The organism is Vibrio sp. Vb2880, assembly GCF_033337975.1.
Classification (GTDB): domain Bacteria; phylum Pseudomonadota; class Gammaproteobacteria; order Enterobacterales; family Vibrionaceae; genus Vibrio; species Vibrio alginolyticus.
This window is the reverse complement of record NZ_JAWORT010000013.1, coordinates 108,115-125,858: the sequence shown is the minus strand read 5'-3', so window position 1 is coordinate 125,858 and position 17,744 is coordinate 108,115. Positions and strand designations below refer to the sequence as shown.

The 17,744-nt window shown below is 44.5% G+C and carries 14 protein-coding genes; 8 read left to right on the top strand and 6 right to left on the bottom strand.

What is annotated here, in order from left to right; translation table 11 throughout:
- The first annotated feature begins 11 nt into the window (after nt 1-11).
- From aspT to R7M92_RS15385, 6 genes are all read left to right on the top strand, one after another.
- The gene (gene aspT, locus R7M92_RS15410; RefSeq protein WP_318133772.1) at nt 12-1,727 is read left to right on the top strand and encodes an aspartate-alanine antiporter; all 1,716 of its coding nucleotides are present in this window, start codon (nt 12-14) and stop codon (nt 1,725-1,727) included.
- 95 nt (nt 1,728-1,822) lie between these two features.
- On the top strand, nt 1,823-3,418 hold the full coding sequence (locus R7M92_RS15405; protein ID WP_318133771.1) for a bifunctional aspartate transaminase/aspartate 4-decarboxylase: 1,596 nt from the start codon (nt 1,823-1,825) through the stop codon (nt 3,416-3,418).
- 125 nt (nt 3,419-3,543) lie between these two features.
- Nucleotides 3,544-4,401: a pyridoxal kinase PdxY gene (pdxY, locus tag R7M92_RS15400; protein ID WP_318133770.1), complete on the top strand. Its 858-nt coding sequence runs from the start codon at nt 3,544-3,546 to the stop codon at nt 4,399-4,401.
- A gap of 210 nt (nt 4,402-4,611) precedes the next feature.
- Nucleotides 4,612-5,781, top strand: a complete 1,170-nt coding sequence (locus R7M92_RS15395; protein WP_222716901.1) for a patatin-like phospholipase family protein — start codon at nt 4,612-4,614, stop codon at nt 5,779-5,781.
- A 17-nt stretch (nt 5,782-5,798) separates the two neighbouring features.
- On the top strand, nt 5,799-6,227 hold the full coding sequence (locus R7M92_RS15390) for a hypothetical protein (RefSeq protein WP_047102715.1): 429 nt from the start codon (nt 5,799-5,801) through the stop codon (nt 6,225-6,227).
- Between the two features lie 143 nt (nt 6,228-6,370).
- The gene (locus tag R7M92_RS15385) at nt 6,371-7,279 is read left to right on the top strand and encodes a LysR family transcriptional regulator (protein ID WP_017821360.1); all 909 of its coding nucleotides are present in this window, start codon (nt 6,371-6,373) and stop codon (nt 7,277-7,279) included.
- A gap of 287 nt (nt 7,280-7,566) precedes the next feature.
- Here R7M92_RS15385 and R7M92_RS15380 read toward each other — a convergent pair whose 3' ends face one another.
- The 5 genes from R7M92_RS15380 to R7M92_RS15360 form a co-directional block, all read right to left on the bottom strand.
- Nucleotides 7,567-8,718, bottom strand: a complete 1,152-nt coding sequence (locus R7M92_RS15380) for an ABC transporter permease (RefSeq protein ID WP_053350323.1) — start codon at nt 8,716-8,718, stop codon at nt 7,567-7,569.
- Complete coding sequence (locus R7M92_RS15375) at nt 8,715-9,881, bottom strand: ABC transporter permease (RefSeq protein WP_318133768.1); 1,167 nt, start codon at nt 9,879-9,881, stop codon at nt 8,715-8,717. Before R7M92_RS15375 ends, R7M92_RS15380 begins: the two co-directional genes overlap by 4 nt.
- 22 nt (nt 9,882-9,903) lie before the next feature.
- Nucleotides 9,904-10,884, bottom strand: coding sequence for an HlyD family secretion protein (locus R7M92_RS15370; protein ID WP_005377122.1), 981 nt, complete (start codon nt 10,882-10,884; stop codon nt 9,904-9,906).
- 3 nt (nt 10,885-10,887) lie between these two features.
- Nucleotides 10,888-12,303 (bottom strand): TolC family protein, encoded by a 1,416-nt coding sequence (locus R7M92_RS15365; RefSeq protein WP_318133766.1) that lies wholly within the window; start codon nt 12,301-12,303, stop codon nt 10,888-10,890.
- Nucleotides 12,304-12,433: 130 nt separating this feature from the next.
- Nucleotides 12,434-12,661: a hypothetical protein gene (locus R7M92_RS15360; RefSeq protein WP_005377125.1), complete on the bottom strand. Its 228-nt coding sequence runs from the start codon at nt 12,659-12,661 to the stop codon at nt 12,434-12,436.
- 476 nt (nt 12,662-13,137) lie between these two features.
- Between R7M92_RS15360 and R7M92_RS15355 the strand changes: the two genes are divergently transcribed.
- Together R7M92_RS15355 and R7M92_RS15350 are read left to right on the top strand one after the other, a co-directional pair.
- Complete coding sequence (locus tag R7M92_RS15355) at nt 13,138-14,757, top strand: sensor histidine kinase (RefSeq protein ID WP_318133764.1); 1,620 nt, start codon at nt 13,138-13,140, stop codon at nt 14,755-14,757.
- On the top strand, nt 14,754-15,440 hold the full coding sequence (locus tag R7M92_RS15350; RefSeq protein ID WP_017634565.1) for a response regulator: 687 nt from the start codon (nt 14,754-14,756) through the stop codon (nt 15,438-15,440). The genes R7M92_RS15355 and R7M92_RS15350 overlap by 4 nt, the downstream gene beginning before the upstream one ends.
- A 91-nt stretch (nt 15,441-15,531) precedes the next feature.
- Here R7M92_RS15350 and R7M92_RS15345 read toward each other — a convergent pair whose 3' ends face one another.
- Nucleotides 15,532-17,667 (bottom strand): TonB-dependent siderophore receptor, encoded by a 2,136-nt coding sequence (locus R7M92_RS15345; RefSeq protein ID WP_213904052.1) that lies wholly within the window; start codon nt 17,665-17,667, stop codon nt 15,532-15,534.
- Nucleotides 17,668-17,744: the final 77 nt, after the last annotated feature.

Here is a 17,744-nt window from a genome sequence, read left to right as displayed (position 1 = left end):
GTAAAATTGTCATGGAAATTATTTCTAACCTTTTTGACATGGCACCATTTGTTGCTCTCTTTATTACGCTCTCTCTCGGTTATATGGTAGGTAAAATTACCATTGGTCGATTTGTTCTTGGCGGTGTTGCGGGAACATTATTAATGGGTGTAATTATTGGGCAATTTGGTGTTCATATTGATCCCGGCGTAAAAAGCATTTTCTTTGCGCTCTTTATTTACGCAGTAGGGTATCAAGGTGGTGCGCAGTTCTTTAAAGCATTGAACTTTAGAACCATCAACATTCTACTTTCTGCTGTAGTGATGACGGTTTCTGGCCTGCTTTGTGTACTAGCAGCAGCTTGGATGTTTGATCTAGACAGAGGTACGGCAGCAGGCCTTGCAGCTGGTGGTTTGACTCAATCGGCAATCATCGGTACAGCGGGTGATGCGATCGCACGTCTTGGTGGTGTGACAGAAGAAGCGAAGCACCTAATGCAGACCAACGTCGCAGTAGGCTACGCAGTTACGTACATCTTTGGTTCGCTTGGTCCAATTCTGATGGTGACATGGGTATTCCCAACACTGATGAAGTGGGATATCCGAGCAGAAGCGATTGCTCTAGAAGAGAAAAATTCAAATGGTAAGCGTGATTTAGCGCCGGGTGAGTTCAACGCTGTCACAGCGCTGGTTACACGAGCATTTAAAGTGAGCAAAGATGGTGGGCTAGCAGGCAAAACCTTAGCTCAGTTAAACCAACACGCTATGGCTGCTTGTATTGAATTGATTCAACGCGATGGCAAAGTGCTAGACGTGGACAAATTCACAGTCCTGAAAGAAGGGGATGTCATTGTCGTAACAGGTCGCCGTAATGCAGTGCATCAGCTGCAAGATGGTTTGGCTGACAATGAGATTGCACTTCCAGAAGGCTATGAAGTTATTGAAGAAAACCGTCAACTGATCGCAGACAACCGCAAACTGATTGGTAAGTCGCTGCAAGAGATTAAAGAGGCTTCGAACCAAGGCTCTATGCGCGGTATTTATGTGACAGACTATATTCGTGAAGGCAACTCAATTGAAATAACGCCGGATCTTGTGGTGAAGAAAAACGACGTCATCCAGCTTACAGGTACCGCAAAAGATATCAATCGCGTTGAGAAAAACATTGGTCAGCGAATAGGCTCAGCAAACGTGACTGACTTAATCGTGCTTGGTATGGGCATGGTGGTTGGCCTATTAATTGGTCTAATCAGTTTTAAGATTGCTGGTATTCCCGTCACTATCGGTTCTGGTGCAGGTTGTTTGATCTCAGGTTTGATCGTCGGTTGGTTGCGTAGCCGCAATCCCCATGTTGCTCAGTTCCCAGAAGGTGCGGCGAACTTTATTCGAGATTTCGGTTTGGCAGCATTTGTAGGCATTGTTGGCCTTGAGGCTGGCCCTCAAGCGGTCGACACCATCAAAGAACACGGTATGTCTCTGTTGTTCCTTGGCATGGGTGTAACGATTATCCCTCAGATTATTTCGTTCTTCTTCTCATACTTTGTATTGAAGATTAAGAACCCAGTTGAAGCACTTGGCTGTGTGACAGGTGGACGAAGTGCGAACCCAGCATTCGCGGCTTTAATGGAAAAAACAGGTAACGCAACGCCAGTATTCTCATTCACTGTGACTTATGCAGTCGCCAATGTACTGCTTACCCTATGGGGGCCAATTATTGTCGGCATTATTACTTTAAACGCAGGCATGTAATTTAAATAAATTCGAACACTCTTATCGCCTAATTAAATAGGCGGTAGGGGAAGTATTATCCAAATTTTACTAAATAATAGATTCAGGTAAATATTATGACTACGCAAAACACAACAATTGATTTTTCAAAATTTGCAGATTTAAGCCCATTTGAATTAAAAGATAAACTAATTGAAGTGGCACAAACTGTTCCTGACCGCGCGTTATTAGATGCAGGTCGTGGTAATCCTAATTTTCTTGCGACACTACCACGTAAAGCGTTCATTCGTTTGGGTGAGTTCGCAATATTGGAAGCCGAGCGCACTTATTCATACCTAGATGGTGGTTTCGGTGGCATTCCAGATGGTGTGGGCATTGTTGAACGCTTCGATACGTTTGCAAGCAAGAATAAACAAGACCAAGGCGTACAGTTCTTGGAAAAGTCGCTGAGCTACGCAAAAGACCGTTTGGGTCTAGAGAAACAAGCATTCTTGAATGAACTGGTTAACGCATACCTTGCATGTAACTACCCAGTGCCACCACGTATGTTGACGAACATCGAAACCGTTGTGAAGCAATACATTGCAGAAGAGATGTACGGCCCAATGCCAATGACAACAGACTTCGATCTGTTTGCAACTGAAGGCGGTACGGCGTCTATGACGTACACCTTCCAAACTATGTTCAACAACGGTCTATTAAAGAAAGGTGACAAGGTTGCGCTAATCACTCCAATCTTTACGCCGTACCTAGAGATCCCAGAGCTTAGTGAATACGAACTGGAAATCGTTGAGCTACGTCTGGATGAGACAACATGGCAACTGCCGATGTCTGAAATCGAAAAGCTTGCAGATACAGGCATCAAACTGCTTTGTGTCGTGAACCCAGCAAACCCAGCGTCTGTGAAGTTCTCGGACGAAACTCTAGATAACCTATCAAACTTCGTAAACAACGAACGTAGCGACCTGTTCATTGTGACTGACGATGTATACGGCACATTTGCGGACGACTTTGTCTCACTGTTCGCGAAACTGCCATACAACACGCTTTGTGTGTACTCGTTCTCTAAGTACTTTGGTGCAACAGGCTGGCGTTTAGGCTCGATTGCGATTCAACACAACAACGTGTTTGACGATGCAATGCGCAGCCTTCCTGAAGCGCGTCAACTTGAGTTGGACGATCGTTACAAAACGCTGACTCCGGAACCGCGTGAGATCAAGTTTATTGACCGTATCGTAGCAGACAGCCGCAGCGTAGCGCTTAACCACACAGCAGGTTTGTCTCTTCCTCAACAAGTTCAAATGGCGTTGTTCTCATTGAATTGTCTGATGGACTCAGAACAAAACTACAAAGAAGCATGTAAACGCATCATCCGCGAGCGTTACAAAACTCTGTACAAAAACATGGGTGTAGAAATTGAAGAAAACAAAGATCGTGTGGACTACTACACACTGCTTGAGCTCGACACTTTGGGCGGCAAATTGTACGGACCAGCCTTCGTTGAATGGTTCAAAGCGAGCGAGAAGGGCAAAGACTTCCTGTTCCGCCTTGCGCATGAAACCGGCGTTATCCTACTTCCAGGCCAAGGCTTCGATGTAGTACACGCATCAGTTCGAGTTTCGTTAGCAAACCTTACTCATCACGAATACGAGCTTATCGGTCGTGCAACGCGCAAAGTGTTGGATGAGTACTTTGCTGAATTCAAAGGCTAATGAATACAGCCTGACTAAGAATAAGCCTCGGCGTTGTCGAGGCTATTCCGACCAAATAAGCACAGTGCGCGATATTGTGTTTATTTAGTCGCCAAGCTAACAAACTTCCCTATTAAGAGTGACTTATGAAAAGCATTATTTCTATTCAATCTCATGTGGTTTATGGCCACGCAGGAAACAGCTCTGCCGTCTTCCCGATGCAGAGAATGGGCCTCGAAGTATGGCCAATCCACACGGTTCAGTTTTCAAATCACACTCAGTACCAGCAAGGTTGGACTGGACAGAAGTTTGGGGCAGATGAAATTCATTCTCTAATGAGAGGCTTAGATAACATTGAGAAGTTAGGAGAATGTGGCGCGATACTGTCCGGTTATCAAGGCAGCGCAGAGCAATGTCGAGCGGTGGCCGAAGCGGTAAGTTTAGTCAAATCGCGTAACCATAGTGCACTTTATGTGTGTGACCCAGTTATGGGTGATCCAGACAAAGGTTGCATTGTGGCAGACGGTGTCAAAGAAGCGATAAGCCATAGCTTGTTGCCCATCGCTGATGTGATTGTTCCTAACCAGTTTGAACTGAGCGAGTTAACAGGTGTGAAAGTTAACTCTCTTTATGATGCGGTCACTGCATGTAAAAAAGCCTTAGAGTTAGGACCGAAAATGGTATTGATGAAACACCTGCATGCACTAACAGATGACGCCTTCAGTATGATTTTAGCGACGCCGAAAGCAAGCTATTTGGCCCAACGACCTAGTGTTGAATTTGCTATGCAGCCAGTCGGAGTCGGTGATTTAATTTCTGCGATTTTTACCTCTTGTTTGGTGAAGAAGATGTCTCCTGTCGCAGCCTTTAGTCATACACATAACGCCGTTTACGGTGTATTGGAGATCACCAAAGGTTATGGCACATGGGAGCTACAGACGATCAATGCCCAATACGAATTTGTCGAACCGACGCATGAGTTCAACGTCGTGAAAATTGCTTAGCGCAGTACCTAATTAACGGAGAAGCGTAAAGTTAGCATATAGAAACTTGGCATAATTGCTTTGATGGATAGCATCCTACAATCGCGATTATGGGGTTTAGCCGTGCCTAGCTATAGTAACTCCACACAACGAAACGGACTTCATTTTCACCCAATTAACTTCAAACTGAGTCTCTGGTCATACGCCAGAGAACATTAAATGAGACTGATTATGAATCGTTTAATTTCCTCTGGTGTGACGGTTGCACTTTCGCTGCTGATAGTAGCTTGTAGTTCACCTCATACGCTGGATGTTCGTGTTTCTCAAAGCAACTATAAAGATGTCGAGATCGCGAGTTCGACACCAAATGAGCCACTTCGAATGTGGGCCAATGAAGCGCCGGATTTTCTCTACTCAGCGCACAATCAAACCACACCGATCAAAGTAGAGGGTGAACAGCTCAATATTTTGGCCTTATCGGGTGGTGGCGTAAACGGCGCATACGGGGCCGGCGTTTTGATGGGGCTACAGGAAAAGGGGGAGCTAAAAGATTATGCCATCATTACTGGAGTCAGTGCGGGTGCCCTAATCGCTCCTTTTGTTTTCATTGGCGGTGATGCGATGCCAAAGATGAAAGAAGTCATGCTCAACATCAATGATAAGAATATTTTGGGTAAGAAGAACTTCTTAAATACCCTGTTTAAGGACGCGTTTACCGATGGTGAGAACCTCTATGATTTCATCGCAGGCGCTTACCCTGAGCCCATGATCGAGGCGATGGCGCAGCAACACCGCAATGGTAAACGCCTCTTTATTGGCAGTACCCATTTTGATTCAGGCGAACTGGTGATTTGGAATATTGGTGCGATTGCGAACAGTGATTTAGCGGACAAATCTGAACTTATTTACAAGGTGCTTGCTGCGAGCGCATCGATCCCTGGTGTTTTCCCTCCACAATTTATCGATGTTGAACATGATGGAGAAACACTTGAGGAGTTACACGTAGATGGCGGTCTCGCAGCGCAGGTGTTCTTTAATCCGTCTAACTTCAACTATCAACAAATCTCAGATGCTTTGGGGTTAGAAAAAGCGCCTCAGTTGGATGTGATTCGCAATGGTGCGTTAAAAGCGCCGTATCGTCCACTAAAAGACAAAGGTTTGGACTTGGTATCGAAAAGTGTCTCAAGCCTTACGCTAGCGCAAACTCGTGGTGATCTCTATCGAATGAAATACATCAGTGAAATCAACGATATCGAGATGCAGTTTACCTACATTGATCAAGATTTCAGATACGCCAAAGTAACGAAAGATATGTTCGATCACCGCTACTTGCTGACGATTTACGAATATGGATTCAAAAAAGCCACCCAAGGGCAACTTTGGGTAACTGAACTCCCTTAATACAGGAAAACGATACAATGAAAAAAGCCGTTCTTACACTCATGATGCTTACCGCTTCCGCGACTGCATTCGCCCAAAGTGGAGCCCATCTTGACCAGCAAAAAGTGGATAGTGATATGCAGCAACTGTCTGCAATCAAAGAAGAAGGTGCAGCCTTTATTATGATTGACGAGAACTCGAGTTACGTGGCGGTCGAGTTCGTGGGAAAGTGGGAAGAGATCAACAACTATGTGTCACACAAAGAAGCGAAACAACGTAAATTGGAAAAAGTGAACAAGCAGTTCGTGTACTCTCAGGTCGGTGAAACGTTGGAGTCACTTGAGCAAAAAGTCGTTGACCACATTTACGCTGATCAACCTAAATATTTCAGTGTCGATGTCTACCGTGATTACCATGGTGACTCAGGAGAATTCAACTATTTAGCTCGTGTCGTTGAGTACAACTAAGTTAGAGAAAACCTACTGACGCTAGTAGGTTTTTTTTGTGTCGTCGAGAAGGAATTCAAACGCAGATTGTTACCGTTACCAAGTAGCAATTCTACGATCTTGTGGTAATTTAATTAGATAACTCTAAAAAGTAAGCACAACCTATGAATTTTAGTTTTGAACAACTTCTCGCGTTCGTAACCGTTTATGAACAGCTTTCGTTTAGTAAGGCGGCGGTCAAACTCAATAAGCACCGAACCACAATAGGGCAGGTGATTACCAATCTTGAAGATCAACTGGCGGTCAACCTGTTTGAGCGAGTGGGGCGCTCGGTAGAACCGACAGAAGATGGTCATCTTCTTTACCACTATGCTAAGCAAACCATCGAACAAGCACGTACTTTCGATAAAGTCGCATTAAGTCTGGCTTACGGTGGGTTAGAGAATGTTAGTATCGCCTATTCAAGCGCTATACCACACCGTTTTCTTGTATTGCTTCGTATTCAATTAGCAGCAGATTTTCCGATGATGCGAGTTAACTTTCTTGTTCGTAATCGCAACGAAATTAAAGAGGGTTTACAGAATGGTGAGTATCAATTCGGTATTGTCAATGTACATGATAGTCGAGCAATACATAGTTTGGATGCGACGTTTTTAGGTCATTTTGAATTTGTTCCTTTCGTCCAGAAAGGTGGTGAACTCGCTTCTGTGGCACCAGATCGAGTATTGACAGCCTTGAGGAATAGTAAACAATTTGTACTGCGGTCTCTTATTGAAGAGGGAATGGGCGAAAAAGTCATCGTAAGTTCGAACCATGAAGAGGTCGACCAATTGGCCCTTGTAGTGAAAATGGTTGAAGCAGGTTTAGGATGGGCGATTCTCCCCAGAACGTTTGCCCATTCGGAGTTTTCTAATAATCATATAGAGCCAGTGGAAGCTTCTGAATTATTGGAAGGTTTTAAGTTCGGTTTTGGCCTATGGTGCCAACCCTCTAAGCAAGTCGGTGATGTAAAAAATTCAATCATGAAGGTCGTTACAGAATACCGAGAGAAAATAATCCGTGATATGACTTAGCGGCGACATGTATCCTGCTCATCCCTATCAACAACAAGACTCAATGTGAGTCTTGTTTTTTTGTGTCTGAAAAACGTTATCTTTCTAGCGAAGACTAATGTCTATTGGAAGGATATGACCCTCTATATGAGAGTATGGAATCCATACTTTTTTGGCTTAATCTAATCTCGCTCAATGGGTAAGCCCAGAGCAAAAAGTGTTTTTACCATATGTCCGCTGCAAGGACGCAGATTTTCAGCCGGGTTTAGTTACCCGGCTTTTTTTATAGTAATAGAAAATGTCAGCTGTCACCCCAAGCTCTCTGTTACAACTGGCTTGTTACTTCGCTTAGCAATCCAGTACGCAACGCTACCCCAAAGCACGGTGAGTGCCCAAAGCGCCGTCCAATGTGGAGCGACTTGTTGCCAGGTTGCCCCCATTTGGTTTAGCGCTAAGAAAGCTTTTATCGCCCAAGTGCTTGGGCTTAAATCAGCAATCCATAATAAGGGAGTAGGTATGGCTTCAATCGGCCAAATAAAACCAGCCAAGAAAATGAGCGGCATAGAGCTCACTAGGACGACTAAGGTGACAAGTTCACGCCGAGGTAATAAGTAACCTAGCCAGAAGCCTAGTCCGCAACAACCTAAAAGGAACGGGAACAACATAGCCAGCAATTCGCCCGCATTGGCGATATGGTTTACGTTTAAGCGTTCGAAGCTAAAACCAAAATAATAGGCGCCGAGTAAATAATAAATTGCCACAAATACTAACGTTCTCACAAGCAGCAGCGATCCCGTTGATACTTGTGACCAATAGCCACGACCATGACGCTGTGTTCCCGTTTGTAATCCAACCGCCATGATCAACGTTTGTTGTAAAATCAGAACAAATACTGCCGGCACTACGTATTCGATGTAACCCATGGTTGGGTTGAACGTCGGCTTCATATTAAGCTTGATAGCAGAGTAATTATGGCTAGCCATACTCATGGGCACACCATCTATCACCATTTTACTGACTTTCACTTGGGCCCCTAATGTGCCTCCAGCTTGGGCCAATCCTTCTACCACGGTTCCGTACACGAGAAAATACGAGGCGTCCGCAGCGTAGGCTAGAGTCGGGCTTTTACCTAGCATTAGGTCTTTGTAAAAGTGTTCCGGTATGACTAAAAAACCGGTGATCTCTCGTTGTAAAAATGCTTGCTTTGCATCGGCAATCGTATGAAGTCGAGTGACTACGTTGACTTGTGGGGTGGCATCAACCATACGTTCCAGCTTTAAACTCGTCTGACTACCATCTAGATTAACAATCGCGATTGGTTGTTCACGAGGCGTTTGTTGTGCATAAGGCAAAGGGTATAAAAACGAGTAAAATACGACACCACCAAACACGGTCAACGTAACGACTGGATTGGTTAGAACGGCCTTAAATTCCGCTTTAATCAGTTGCCACAATGTCATACCGCCTCCTTCGCTTGGCGTGTTGATGAAGCTGTTCGATGTTTACCCATCAAGGCTGCGGTAATGAGCAGAGGCACAACGTAACCAATCATAGGCCATAGCGAGCTTAAAGATTGTGCGGCCGATGCTCCATAGTTTGCTTGGCTCACTTGTACTTCAATGTAATGGGTAATCGGCAATAATGAACGCCATGCATAAGCGAGCGTGTTCATGTCAGAAACTGGGAATGTAATTCCCATGAACGCGAAACTTGGAGCCGTAAACGCGCCAGCAAAACTCATCGCACGTGCAGGATCCATCGACAAGAAGAAGAACAACGCTCCCATAATGATACAGGCGATAACCGTCGCCAATTGTGCTAGTAGCATAACCACAACACTGCCTTCCATTGGCCAATCAAGCACGGAATAAAACCAGTACAAGAACAACGCACCTTGCGCCATAAAGACCGGAATGTACTGACTTAATAAAGTAGTGAGCCTGGCGTATGGCTTTTCGCCCAAAAATGCAAAGCTATTCTTTCCACCATAAATGCGAAAGTGCGCGGCAAGAATCAAAATAGTGCTTACTACAATACATATTTGCCAAATGGCTGGCACGATAGCCGTTACCAAAAATTGTGCGTAGTTATTGTTACGGTTAAATAATGCGGTTATTTGTGTCGACACGGGTACAGCCTGTCCAGCTGCTGCTAACGTTGTGGTGTTACCCTTAGCCAAGTTGCCCATTACTTCAACCTGAGCGTCGAAATAGCCTTGTGCTTGCGCAACGGCAGAGTTGATCAGTTTCGCTACCAAAATGTACTGACTGTTGTAAAAGACAGAAAGTTGAGGTTGGCGGTGCTGGAGAATATCTTGGTCGAACTTAGATGGGATGACCGCGTAAGCGTAGATATCGCCTTCAATCATCGCATTTTTTGCTTCGCTTGCACTGGTGTAGTGATAGTTAACAGCCAGGCTCGACGACGCATCCAAAGATTGAATGAGCTTTCGAGAAAGTTGGGAATGTTGTAGATCAACCACACCGATTGGCAGATCCCGGGCAATGCCCGCAGAGAACACTCCCCAAATCATCATCGCGAGCAAAATCGGTATCCAAGTAAGGCACGAAAGCAACCACTTGTCTCGTCGTAAGATATGCCGCTGTGAAATCTTAATCGTCATAGCATTAACCTAGTGGTTGTGATTAAAGTTCAACGACAACACTCATTCCCATACGCAGTTCAGGTTCGGGTTGAGCTGGACGAGCTTCTACTTCAAAGGTACGAAGATCAAAACCTTGAGAAGCATCGGTTGCTCTCCACGTTGCAAAGTCACCCATAACGGCAACATGCGTTACTTTGAACTCAACATTTTTATTTAAGGCAGGCAAATAGGCATCAAAGGTTGCTCCTTTTTTAAAGTGTTGAAGGTAATCTTCACGCACATTCAGTGTCGCCCAGGCATCTTCTGTATCTATCACAGTAACTACTGGGAAGCCCTGAGGTGCTAATTCACCACTTTGAAGCAGAACTTGAGAGACTTCGCCGTCGAACCAGCTGTAGATCTGAGTATCTTTCGCATACGCTTCTACTTCGGCTACGGCACCTGATGCCATGCGCGCTTTTTCCGCCGCAGCCACTTTGGTTTCACTTCTAGCGCCTTCTTTTGCCATTTCATACATTTGAAACGCAGCACTTTCTGTGTATTTCGCTGCTTGCCATTGAGTTAAAGCTTCATCGCGTTTTTGTTCTGCAACCACGCCATCGTTATAAAGGTTATTCACACGATTGTAGGTTTTTTCCATTAAATTCGCAGCGGCTTTGGCTTTCATCCACTGATCTTTTGCTGCTTGGATTTGTTGCTCACGTGCGCCTTTCTCAGCTTCTTGAGCCAAGGCGTCCGCCGCTTTTTCACCTGCTTTTGCTTGTTCTAACTTCGCTTCAATTTCAGGACTATGAAGGGTAAAAATAAGCTGACCTTTCTCTACATCGTCGCCTTTACGTACCATGACCTCATCAATACGCCCTGGAACTTTTGAGGAAATACTGTATTGCTGGGCTTCAATTAATCCCTGTAAGCGGATCGGTTCCGGTTGATAGGCTTGGTAAAATTGATACCCAACCCAAGAGGCAACACCCAAAGCACAAAGTGAGAGTAAAACGGGTTTTAGTGATTTAGCTGCCATGATTTATTTCACCTCTTTGGATGTTGAAGCAGGGATATAAGCGGTATTTTGATATTGTTCGAAGCTGTTCATTTCACTGCTCAATGCGAGTAGCTTGGTTAAAGATATTAAATAGCGGAAACGCGCCGCTGAACGCTGTGTTTCTATACTCGCGACATAAAGTTGTGCATCCACAACATCCAGAGAAGACGACAGACCCTGAGTAAATGCTTTTTCACGCAAGCGCAGGTTTTCGTTAGCGAGTTCAATGCTAGATGCGAGCCCTTGTACTTCATCAATGGCTTGCTGAGCCTCCAAGTATGTCTTTTGGACTAACAGCGATAAGTCTTGTTTGGCTTGGGACTTTAATGAGTCGACCTGCGAGACGACGCTTTGAGCGGCTTTGACTTTTTCGCTTCGCCCTGATGATTCAATCAGTGGAATGCTGACACCAACACCAACTAACCAGTCTGGCTTCATTTGGCTTGCGAGAGAATCGTCTTCATACAAGCTGTAGTCGCCGTAAAGATAAACTTCAGGGTAGTATTTCCCTTTTTCTGCTTTGATTAAGCTAGAGGCTTGTTTGTGTTTAGCGCTCAGAAGCTCTAACCCCGGATAGGTAAGCAACGTTTGATCGACAAAAGCGCTAAGAGGGGGAAGACTGTCGTTGATAAACAAAGATTCAGCGGGCTCTACGGCATCATCTTGCGCGAGTAATTTACCTAATGCAGCCTGAGCGATACTCAAATCGCTGGCAGCTTTACGTGTTTCTACGGATGCTTTATCTAAAGAAGCCTCGGCTTGCAGGCGCTCAACGTGCGCGATTTGTCCTTGCTCTTCAAGCTTAATGGCAAAATCTCGATGCTTTTTTAGCCCAGCTTCAACCGCTTGCCGCGTTGCGAGTACTTCCTTTGCCAGTACGACAGAAAAGTAGTACTTCGATAAATCTTCAAAACGCGCTTGTTGTTCCATTAGAAGCTGACTTTTCGCCTCATCCGTTTTGCCTTCTGCTGCTGATTGAGCCGCAGAAATTCGACCACCAGTAAAAATTGGCCAAATGGCACGAATAGACGAAGAGAAAATATCGCGCTCGGTTATGGTCGAAGTGATATTAGCTAAGGCACCAAAAATAGGCTGAAAAGCAGGAGGTACGTTAATGTGTGCTCCTGTGCTGTCTAGGATCTGTTTTCCCGACAGCGTGATATCGGTATCTAAACGCGTGTAATTCGCGCCAATAGTAACCTGAGGTAAGTTGAGATTGCTGGTGGCACTCTCTTGGTATTGGTAGTTCTCGACGTTTGAGCGTTGAGCTTTAAGAGAATAGTTGTTTTCTAGCAATAGCTGCCATGCGGTATCAAAAGTGATCGGTGCCGCATGACAGGCAAGGGAAATCGAGCTGCTAAGTAAGCCCAGTATCCAAACCTTTCCTGTTTTTTTCATAATGGCTGCTTTGTCGTAGAGTATTAGCTCTAATATAAAGGATTCGTAACTGCGTGTTAAGTAGGAGGGAAAATTGGGCAGTAGTATGCGCCCAGTTATATTTGTGCTGGGCGCGGGAGATGTTACACATTTATTTCGTATATGGACAGTGAAACTCCGCTCTCCACTCGAGCTGACGAGAACCTCGCATCGTATTCAATAGATCTTTTCCACTCATTTGAGGGAACGATAACAGGACTTTGAGATCAGAAGTACCGCCTCCGTTTTTTTCATAAGCCCTGACGTGTGTAAATGTTGAATACATATTCTCTGACAGCATCGCCTTATTCAGGCATATTCCAAAGGTATCGCGTTCCATGTTTGGTGTTCCTTCTAACTATAAATGCACCTCTGTTTATAGTTTTCCAGTTTTCAGATGGTGTCTAAGTGTTTGTCATATAGTCAGTATTTGTGTTTTGTTTTATTTTTGTCCAAACCACTGACATCAATGTTGAGCTTTTAATAGACTTCCAGCTTCACTGCTTTCAAACCGAAACTCTCATTGGTTTCGTTGATTAAAAATTATACGTTGTAAAGTCTAAAAACGCCTCAAAAACCGCTAAAATCGATGTGATCGCGATCATGATTTTAAGGGCAATTTATGTATGGAATTGAGTATCAGAGAGGAATGCTAAATTTGGTGAATGGTTGTAATTTTATGTTTCAGCTCGTCGATTAATTAACCGTAAACTCTGCGGTTTGTTTGCCTTCCTCACAGATTTATCACCGCGACAACGTCATGCTGTTAACTGAGTGTTAACGTTACGCTCAAGAGTGAATCACAAGGATGTATCAATGAGTTGGAAAACCATCAGCTTTCGTAAGCGGATGCTCATTATCATGACGCTATCGGGGTTGATAGAGCTGTTATTGCTTGTCGCCGCGGGGTTCACTTATCTCAAAATCAATCAAGAGCAAGAAATGGGAGAAAAAGCACTGGGTGTTGCCCGTTTTTTAGCGGACTCAGCGGTTGTTCGTGAAATGATCGAAACCCAAAACCCCCAGCCATACCAACTTCGCTTTAGAGAATTAACCGAAGCCATAGGTGCTGCATTCATCGTTATTGGCGACCATAAGGGAGTACGCTTAATCCACCCTGTTGATGAGCGGTTGGGCAAGCCAATGAGAGGTGGCGACAATCGTCGAGCGCTAGAGCAGGGGTTGTCTTATGTTTCGACGGCACAGGGCTCGTTAGGTTATTCAGTTCGTGGTAAAGCTGCGATTTTTGACGAGCAAGGGAACATCATTGGTGTGGTTTCGGTTGGCTATTTGCTCGACCGACTGCAAGACCGCATCGAACCATTTTTGGCCTTTTTGATTTTAATGGTCATCGTAGTTGTCGTCGCTAATGCCATTGTATCCAATTATGCGTCGAGAAAGTTTCAGCGCGCCATTTTAGGCTTTGAGCCTGAAGAGATAGGGCGGTTGTACGGCGAATTAGAAGTGACGATGAGCACCATCAAAGAGGGCGTGTTAAGCATTGATGCCCAAGGGATACTTCGCTCGATAAATCGTAGTGCCTGCCAGATTCTCGGTATTGATAGACAATTAGCGCTCAATAAACCTTTGACTGATACGCTGCGTGATAGCGATCTATATACAGTGTTAGAAAGCGGGCAGGAAGATCATGATATTGAAATATTCCTTAATCATAAGCGCCTGATTGCAAATCGCTCTCCAATTTATGTTGATGGAAAAATCGTGGGGGCGGTATCGAGTTTCCGTTTAAGGGATGAAATCAATGATCTAACCGAACAGCTATCACAAACCAAGGAATATGCAGATTTGTTACGTTCGCAAACCCATGAGCATCGAAATAAGCTCAACACCATTAGCGGGCTAGTACAAATGGGTGAGCTTGATGCGGTGCAAAAGTTAATTGGACAAGAAACCGCACACTATCAAGCAATGATTGAGTTTTTAAGAGATACCGTTAAGGACCCGCTAATTGCAGGTATGTTGCTTGGAAAAACTGAACGTGCTCGCGAGTTAGGCTTACAACTGGTGGTTGAGGAAGGCTGTCGTCTGGAGCCCCTACCTGAGTGGCTAAATTCGGAAGACCTTGTCACAATTTTGGGTAATTTGATTGATAACGCTTTCGATGCCACGTTAACTTCAATTCGCGATGAATCAAATGTTGCGTCAGAACGCAGAAATATTGATGTGTCCGTTAGCGATTACGGAAATGAAGTGATACTTGAGGTGATAGATCATGGCTGTGGCCTCCCAAAAACAGTGGATCCACAAACATTATTTACAAAAGGCGTTTCGACGAAATCTCGTCAAAATCGAGGTGTTGGGTTACACCTTGTCAATCAGCTTGCTACTCGATATCACGGCCATGTTGAGATGATACCCAATACAAATTATGGGACAAGAATAACGGTGTACTTACCCAAGGAAGAACAATTATGAGTATGGCGACTCGCGTAATGATCATTGAAGATGATCTGGCTATTGCTGAGCTGCACCACAAATACTTAAGCCAACTGACAGGTTTGGAAGTGGTTGGAATTGCGACCACGAGAATGGAAGCGGAAATGCAACTCGACATTCTTAAGCCAGATTTACTATTGATGGATGTCTATCTTCCCGATGGCACAGGGCTTGAGATACTAAATACACTGCGTGCAAGTAACCAAACGTGTGATGTCATTTTGATTACAGCCGCAAGGGATGTCGATACATTACAACAGGCGATGAGGGGTGGCGTTGTCGATTACCTGTTAAAACCCGTGATGTTTCCACGCTTAGATGCCGCACTGAAAAAGTATGTGTCCCAACGCCAACAACTAGACATCGTGGAGAGTTTGGATCAGAACCTCGTTGATAAAATGCTGCAGTCTCATGCCAATCAAGACAACTTGCCGAACCGATTACCAAAAGGGATTGATGGTGTAACCCTAGACAAGATCAGAGAGTTGTTCCCAAATGGCAGTGTGCTGACCGCTGATGAGGCAGGCGAAAAGATCGGCGCGAGCCGAACAACGGCGAGGCGCTATTTGGAGTATCTTATCAGCACTGGTGAACTAGAGGCTGATTTAAACTATGGCTCTGTTGGTAGGCCAGAAAGGTGCTATAAAAAAGTGACACGGTAGCGTTTATATTGATGCTCTATGCAAAATAAAAAGCGATGGCTTGTTGTAGAAACCATCGCTTTACAAATTACTGCTGTTCCGTTCTAAGAGGTTAGAAGTTGTATTCTAACTTCGCTTCGATAGAGCGCTCAGCGCCAAACCAACAGTTATTTTTGTCGTAACAAGAATAGTATTCTTTATCGAATAGATTGCTTGCAGAAAGCGTGACGCTAGCCCCTTTCATTGATTCAGATACCGTTGAGAAATCGTAACTTGCTGCTAAATCAAACAAGGTGTAGTCCGGTACTTTTTGACTATTCTGTGCATCAATTTGTGCTTCCCCGACATAGCGAACGCCAGCACTGGTACGAAGGCCTGAAAGATTTCCTTCAAAGAAGTAATTTGCCCATAGAGAAGCCGTTTGCTCAGGTACCCAAACCGGCGTTTTACCTTCTTGGTTGTAATAACTGTCCTCGGTAATCTCCATATCGGTATATGTATAGCCTAGAGTGAAATCAGCTTGTGCTGTAACTTGCCATTTTGCCTCAAGTTCAATACCTTGTGATACCACTTCTCCCGCTTGATAGTTCGGTGCATAAGGATTATTCGGATCGGTCAAGATCGCGTTTTTCTTCGTAATATGGAAGAGTGCTAAGTTACCTGAGATATCACCAGATAATGGGGCGTATTTAAAGCCTAACTCCCATTGATGACCGGTTGATGGCTCAAATGCTTTACCAGAAGAGTCGGCACCCGCAATTGGCTCAAAACTTTCCGAGTAAGTAAGGTATGGCGAGAGACCAAAGTCTAGCTCATACAAACCACCGACTCGGAAAGATACGTTGGTATCGTCTAACTCTTCCTTGCTCTTGGATACTGTTCCTAGATAATCGCTAACGGCGTCTGTATTTGAATCGTATTTATCCCAACGAAGACCTGCAATCATTACAAGTTGGTCGTAACGAACTTGATCTTGGAAATAAACGCCAATCTGCTTCGTTTTGATATCCAAGTTTTGTTTGTATTGGAAATTCAGTGCATTACGATCAATGCTGTTGTGGTCAGGATTAAAAATGTCCTGAGTTAGCGAATACCCAAGCGTGTCTTTGTATTTTACATCTGAATCTAGATACTGATAATCAAGCCCGAACAATAAGTTATGTTCAAAATTTCCTGTTTTAACGTAGCCCGATAGTTGGTTGTCAATCACAAAGGATTTGGACTTTTCATCGGTTAAATAGGCATTTCGACCAACGGTACGGTTATCCGCTTCAAGTGCACCGTTATATGTGTTTTCCTGATAGGCATCGGCGGTCATGTAGCGGGCATTCTGTAGAAATTGCCAATTGTTGTTAAAGTCGTGTTGGACTTTGTAACCCATCATCAGAACTTCGCGTTCGTAAGTGTTCCAGTCCTCATCCCCCAAATAAGTGCTTGGTGACATCGAGCCAAGTGGGTTTTTAATCACTGAGCCAGATGCAGGCACAGTCGTGTAGATACCTGCTGATGGATCATTTTGATAGTAAACATTCACGTTCACTAATGTGCTTTCTGTCGCTTGCCAATTGAAAGATGGGGCGAGTACATAACGTTCGTCTTCAGACGTATCGGCTTGACCATCTCGCTGTTTTGCCAGGCCGACGATACGGTAATCAACATTAGAATCACCAACTTGTCCTGTGGTGTCGAACGTCAGTTCTTTTAGGTTGTTAGTCCCAGTACTAATCGAGACAGAGTGTGAGGGTGTTGACTGAGGCGCCTTGGCGATAATATTGACCATACCTCCTGGTGGAATATTGCCGTAAAGAACAGACGTTGGCCCTTTAAAAACCTCGATTTGCTCAAGAGCAACGGAATCGACCTGCGGTTGAAGGTTCCAACCGTTGTACAGCAAAGGAAGACCATCATAAAAGTTGGTGTAGTTAATAAAACCACGAATATTGAATAGGTCAAGTCGGGAAACGGCACCGCCACGCAATTCTGTATTTACGCCAGGCGCGTAACGCAATGCTTCGCTCACCGAGTTTACGCCGCGTAGGTCCATGTCATCTTTAGTGATTACCGTGATCGCTTGCGGTGTTTCTTCCGGTTCTAAAACGGTTTTAGTTGCGGTGTTTCGGTATGTTTCTCCTAGCACCGTAATCGTTTCGTGTTGGGATACGCTCTCAGTCGCATTGGCGTGGCCAGCGAGCAATGCGGATACGACGATAGCAACCGCTGAACGATGAAATCGAATCGGACTTTCCATATTTATAAATTCCACTACTTTTTCTATTTATTGATAATGATTGTTATTTGTATTCTATATTCAAAGAAATAGGAAAA

What these genes read in the sequence shown, in the direction of transcription:
- R7M92_RS15375 (WP_318133768.1), bottom strand. Translation starts at nt 9,881, where the DNA reads ATGACGATTAAGATTTCACAGCGGCATATCTTACGACGAGACAAGTGG.
- R7M92_RS15395 (WP_222716901.1), top strand. Translation starts at nt 4,612, where the DNA reads ATGAATCGTTTAATTTCCTCTGGTGTGACGGTTGCACTTTCGCTGCTG.
- R7M92_RS15360 (WP_005377125.1), bottom strand. Translation starts at nt 12,661, where the DNA reads ATGGAACGCGATACCTTTGGAATATGCCTGAATAAGGCGATGCTGTCA.
- R7M92_RS15380 (WP_053350323.1), bottom strand. Translation starts at nt 8,718, where the DNA reads ATGACATTGTGGCAACTGATTAAAGCGGAATTTAAGGCCGTTCTAACC.
- R7M92_RS15390 (WP_047102715.1), top strand. Translation starts at nt 5,799, where the DNA reads ATGAAAAAAGCCGTTCTTACACTCATGATGCTTACCGCTTCCGCGACT.
- R7M92_RS15365 (WP_318133766.1), bottom strand. Translation starts at nt 12,303, where the DNA reads ATGAAAAAAACAGGAAAGGTTTGGATACTGGGCTTACTTAGCAGCTCG.
- R7M92_RS15405 (WP_318133771.1), top strand. Translation starts at nt 1,823, where the DNA reads ATGACTACGCAAAACACAACAATTGATTTTTCAAAATTTGCAGATTTA.
- R7M92_RS15345 (WP_213904052.1), bottom strand. Translation starts at nt 17,667, where the DNA reads ATGGAAAGTCCGATTCGATTTCATCGTTCAGCGGTTGCTATCGTCGTA.
- R7M92_RS15350 (WP_017634565.1), top strand. Translation starts at nt 14,754, where the DNA reads ATGAGTATGGCGACTCGCGTAATGATCATTGAAGATGATCTGGCTATT.
- aspT (WP_318133772.1), top strand. Translation starts at nt 12, where the DNA reads ATGGAAATTATTTCTAACCTTTTTGACATGGCACCATTTGTTGCTCTC.
- R7M92_RS15370 (WP_005377122.1), bottom strand. Translation starts at nt 10,884, where the DNA reads ATGGCAGCTAAATCACTAAAACCCGTTTTACTCTCACTTTGTGCTTTG.
- R7M92_RS15355 (WP_318133764.1), top strand. Translation starts at nt 13,138, where the DNA reads ATGAGTTGGAAAACCATCAGCTTTCGTAAGCGGATGCTCATTATCATG.
- R7M92_RS15385 (WP_017821360.1), top strand. Translation starts at nt 6,371, where the DNA reads ATGAATTTTAGTTTTGAACAACTTCTCGCGTTCGTAACCGTTTATGAA.
- pdxY (WP_318133770.1), top strand. Translation starts at nt 3,544, where the DNA reads ATGAAAAGCATTATTTCTATTCAATCTCATGTGGTTTATGGCCACGCA.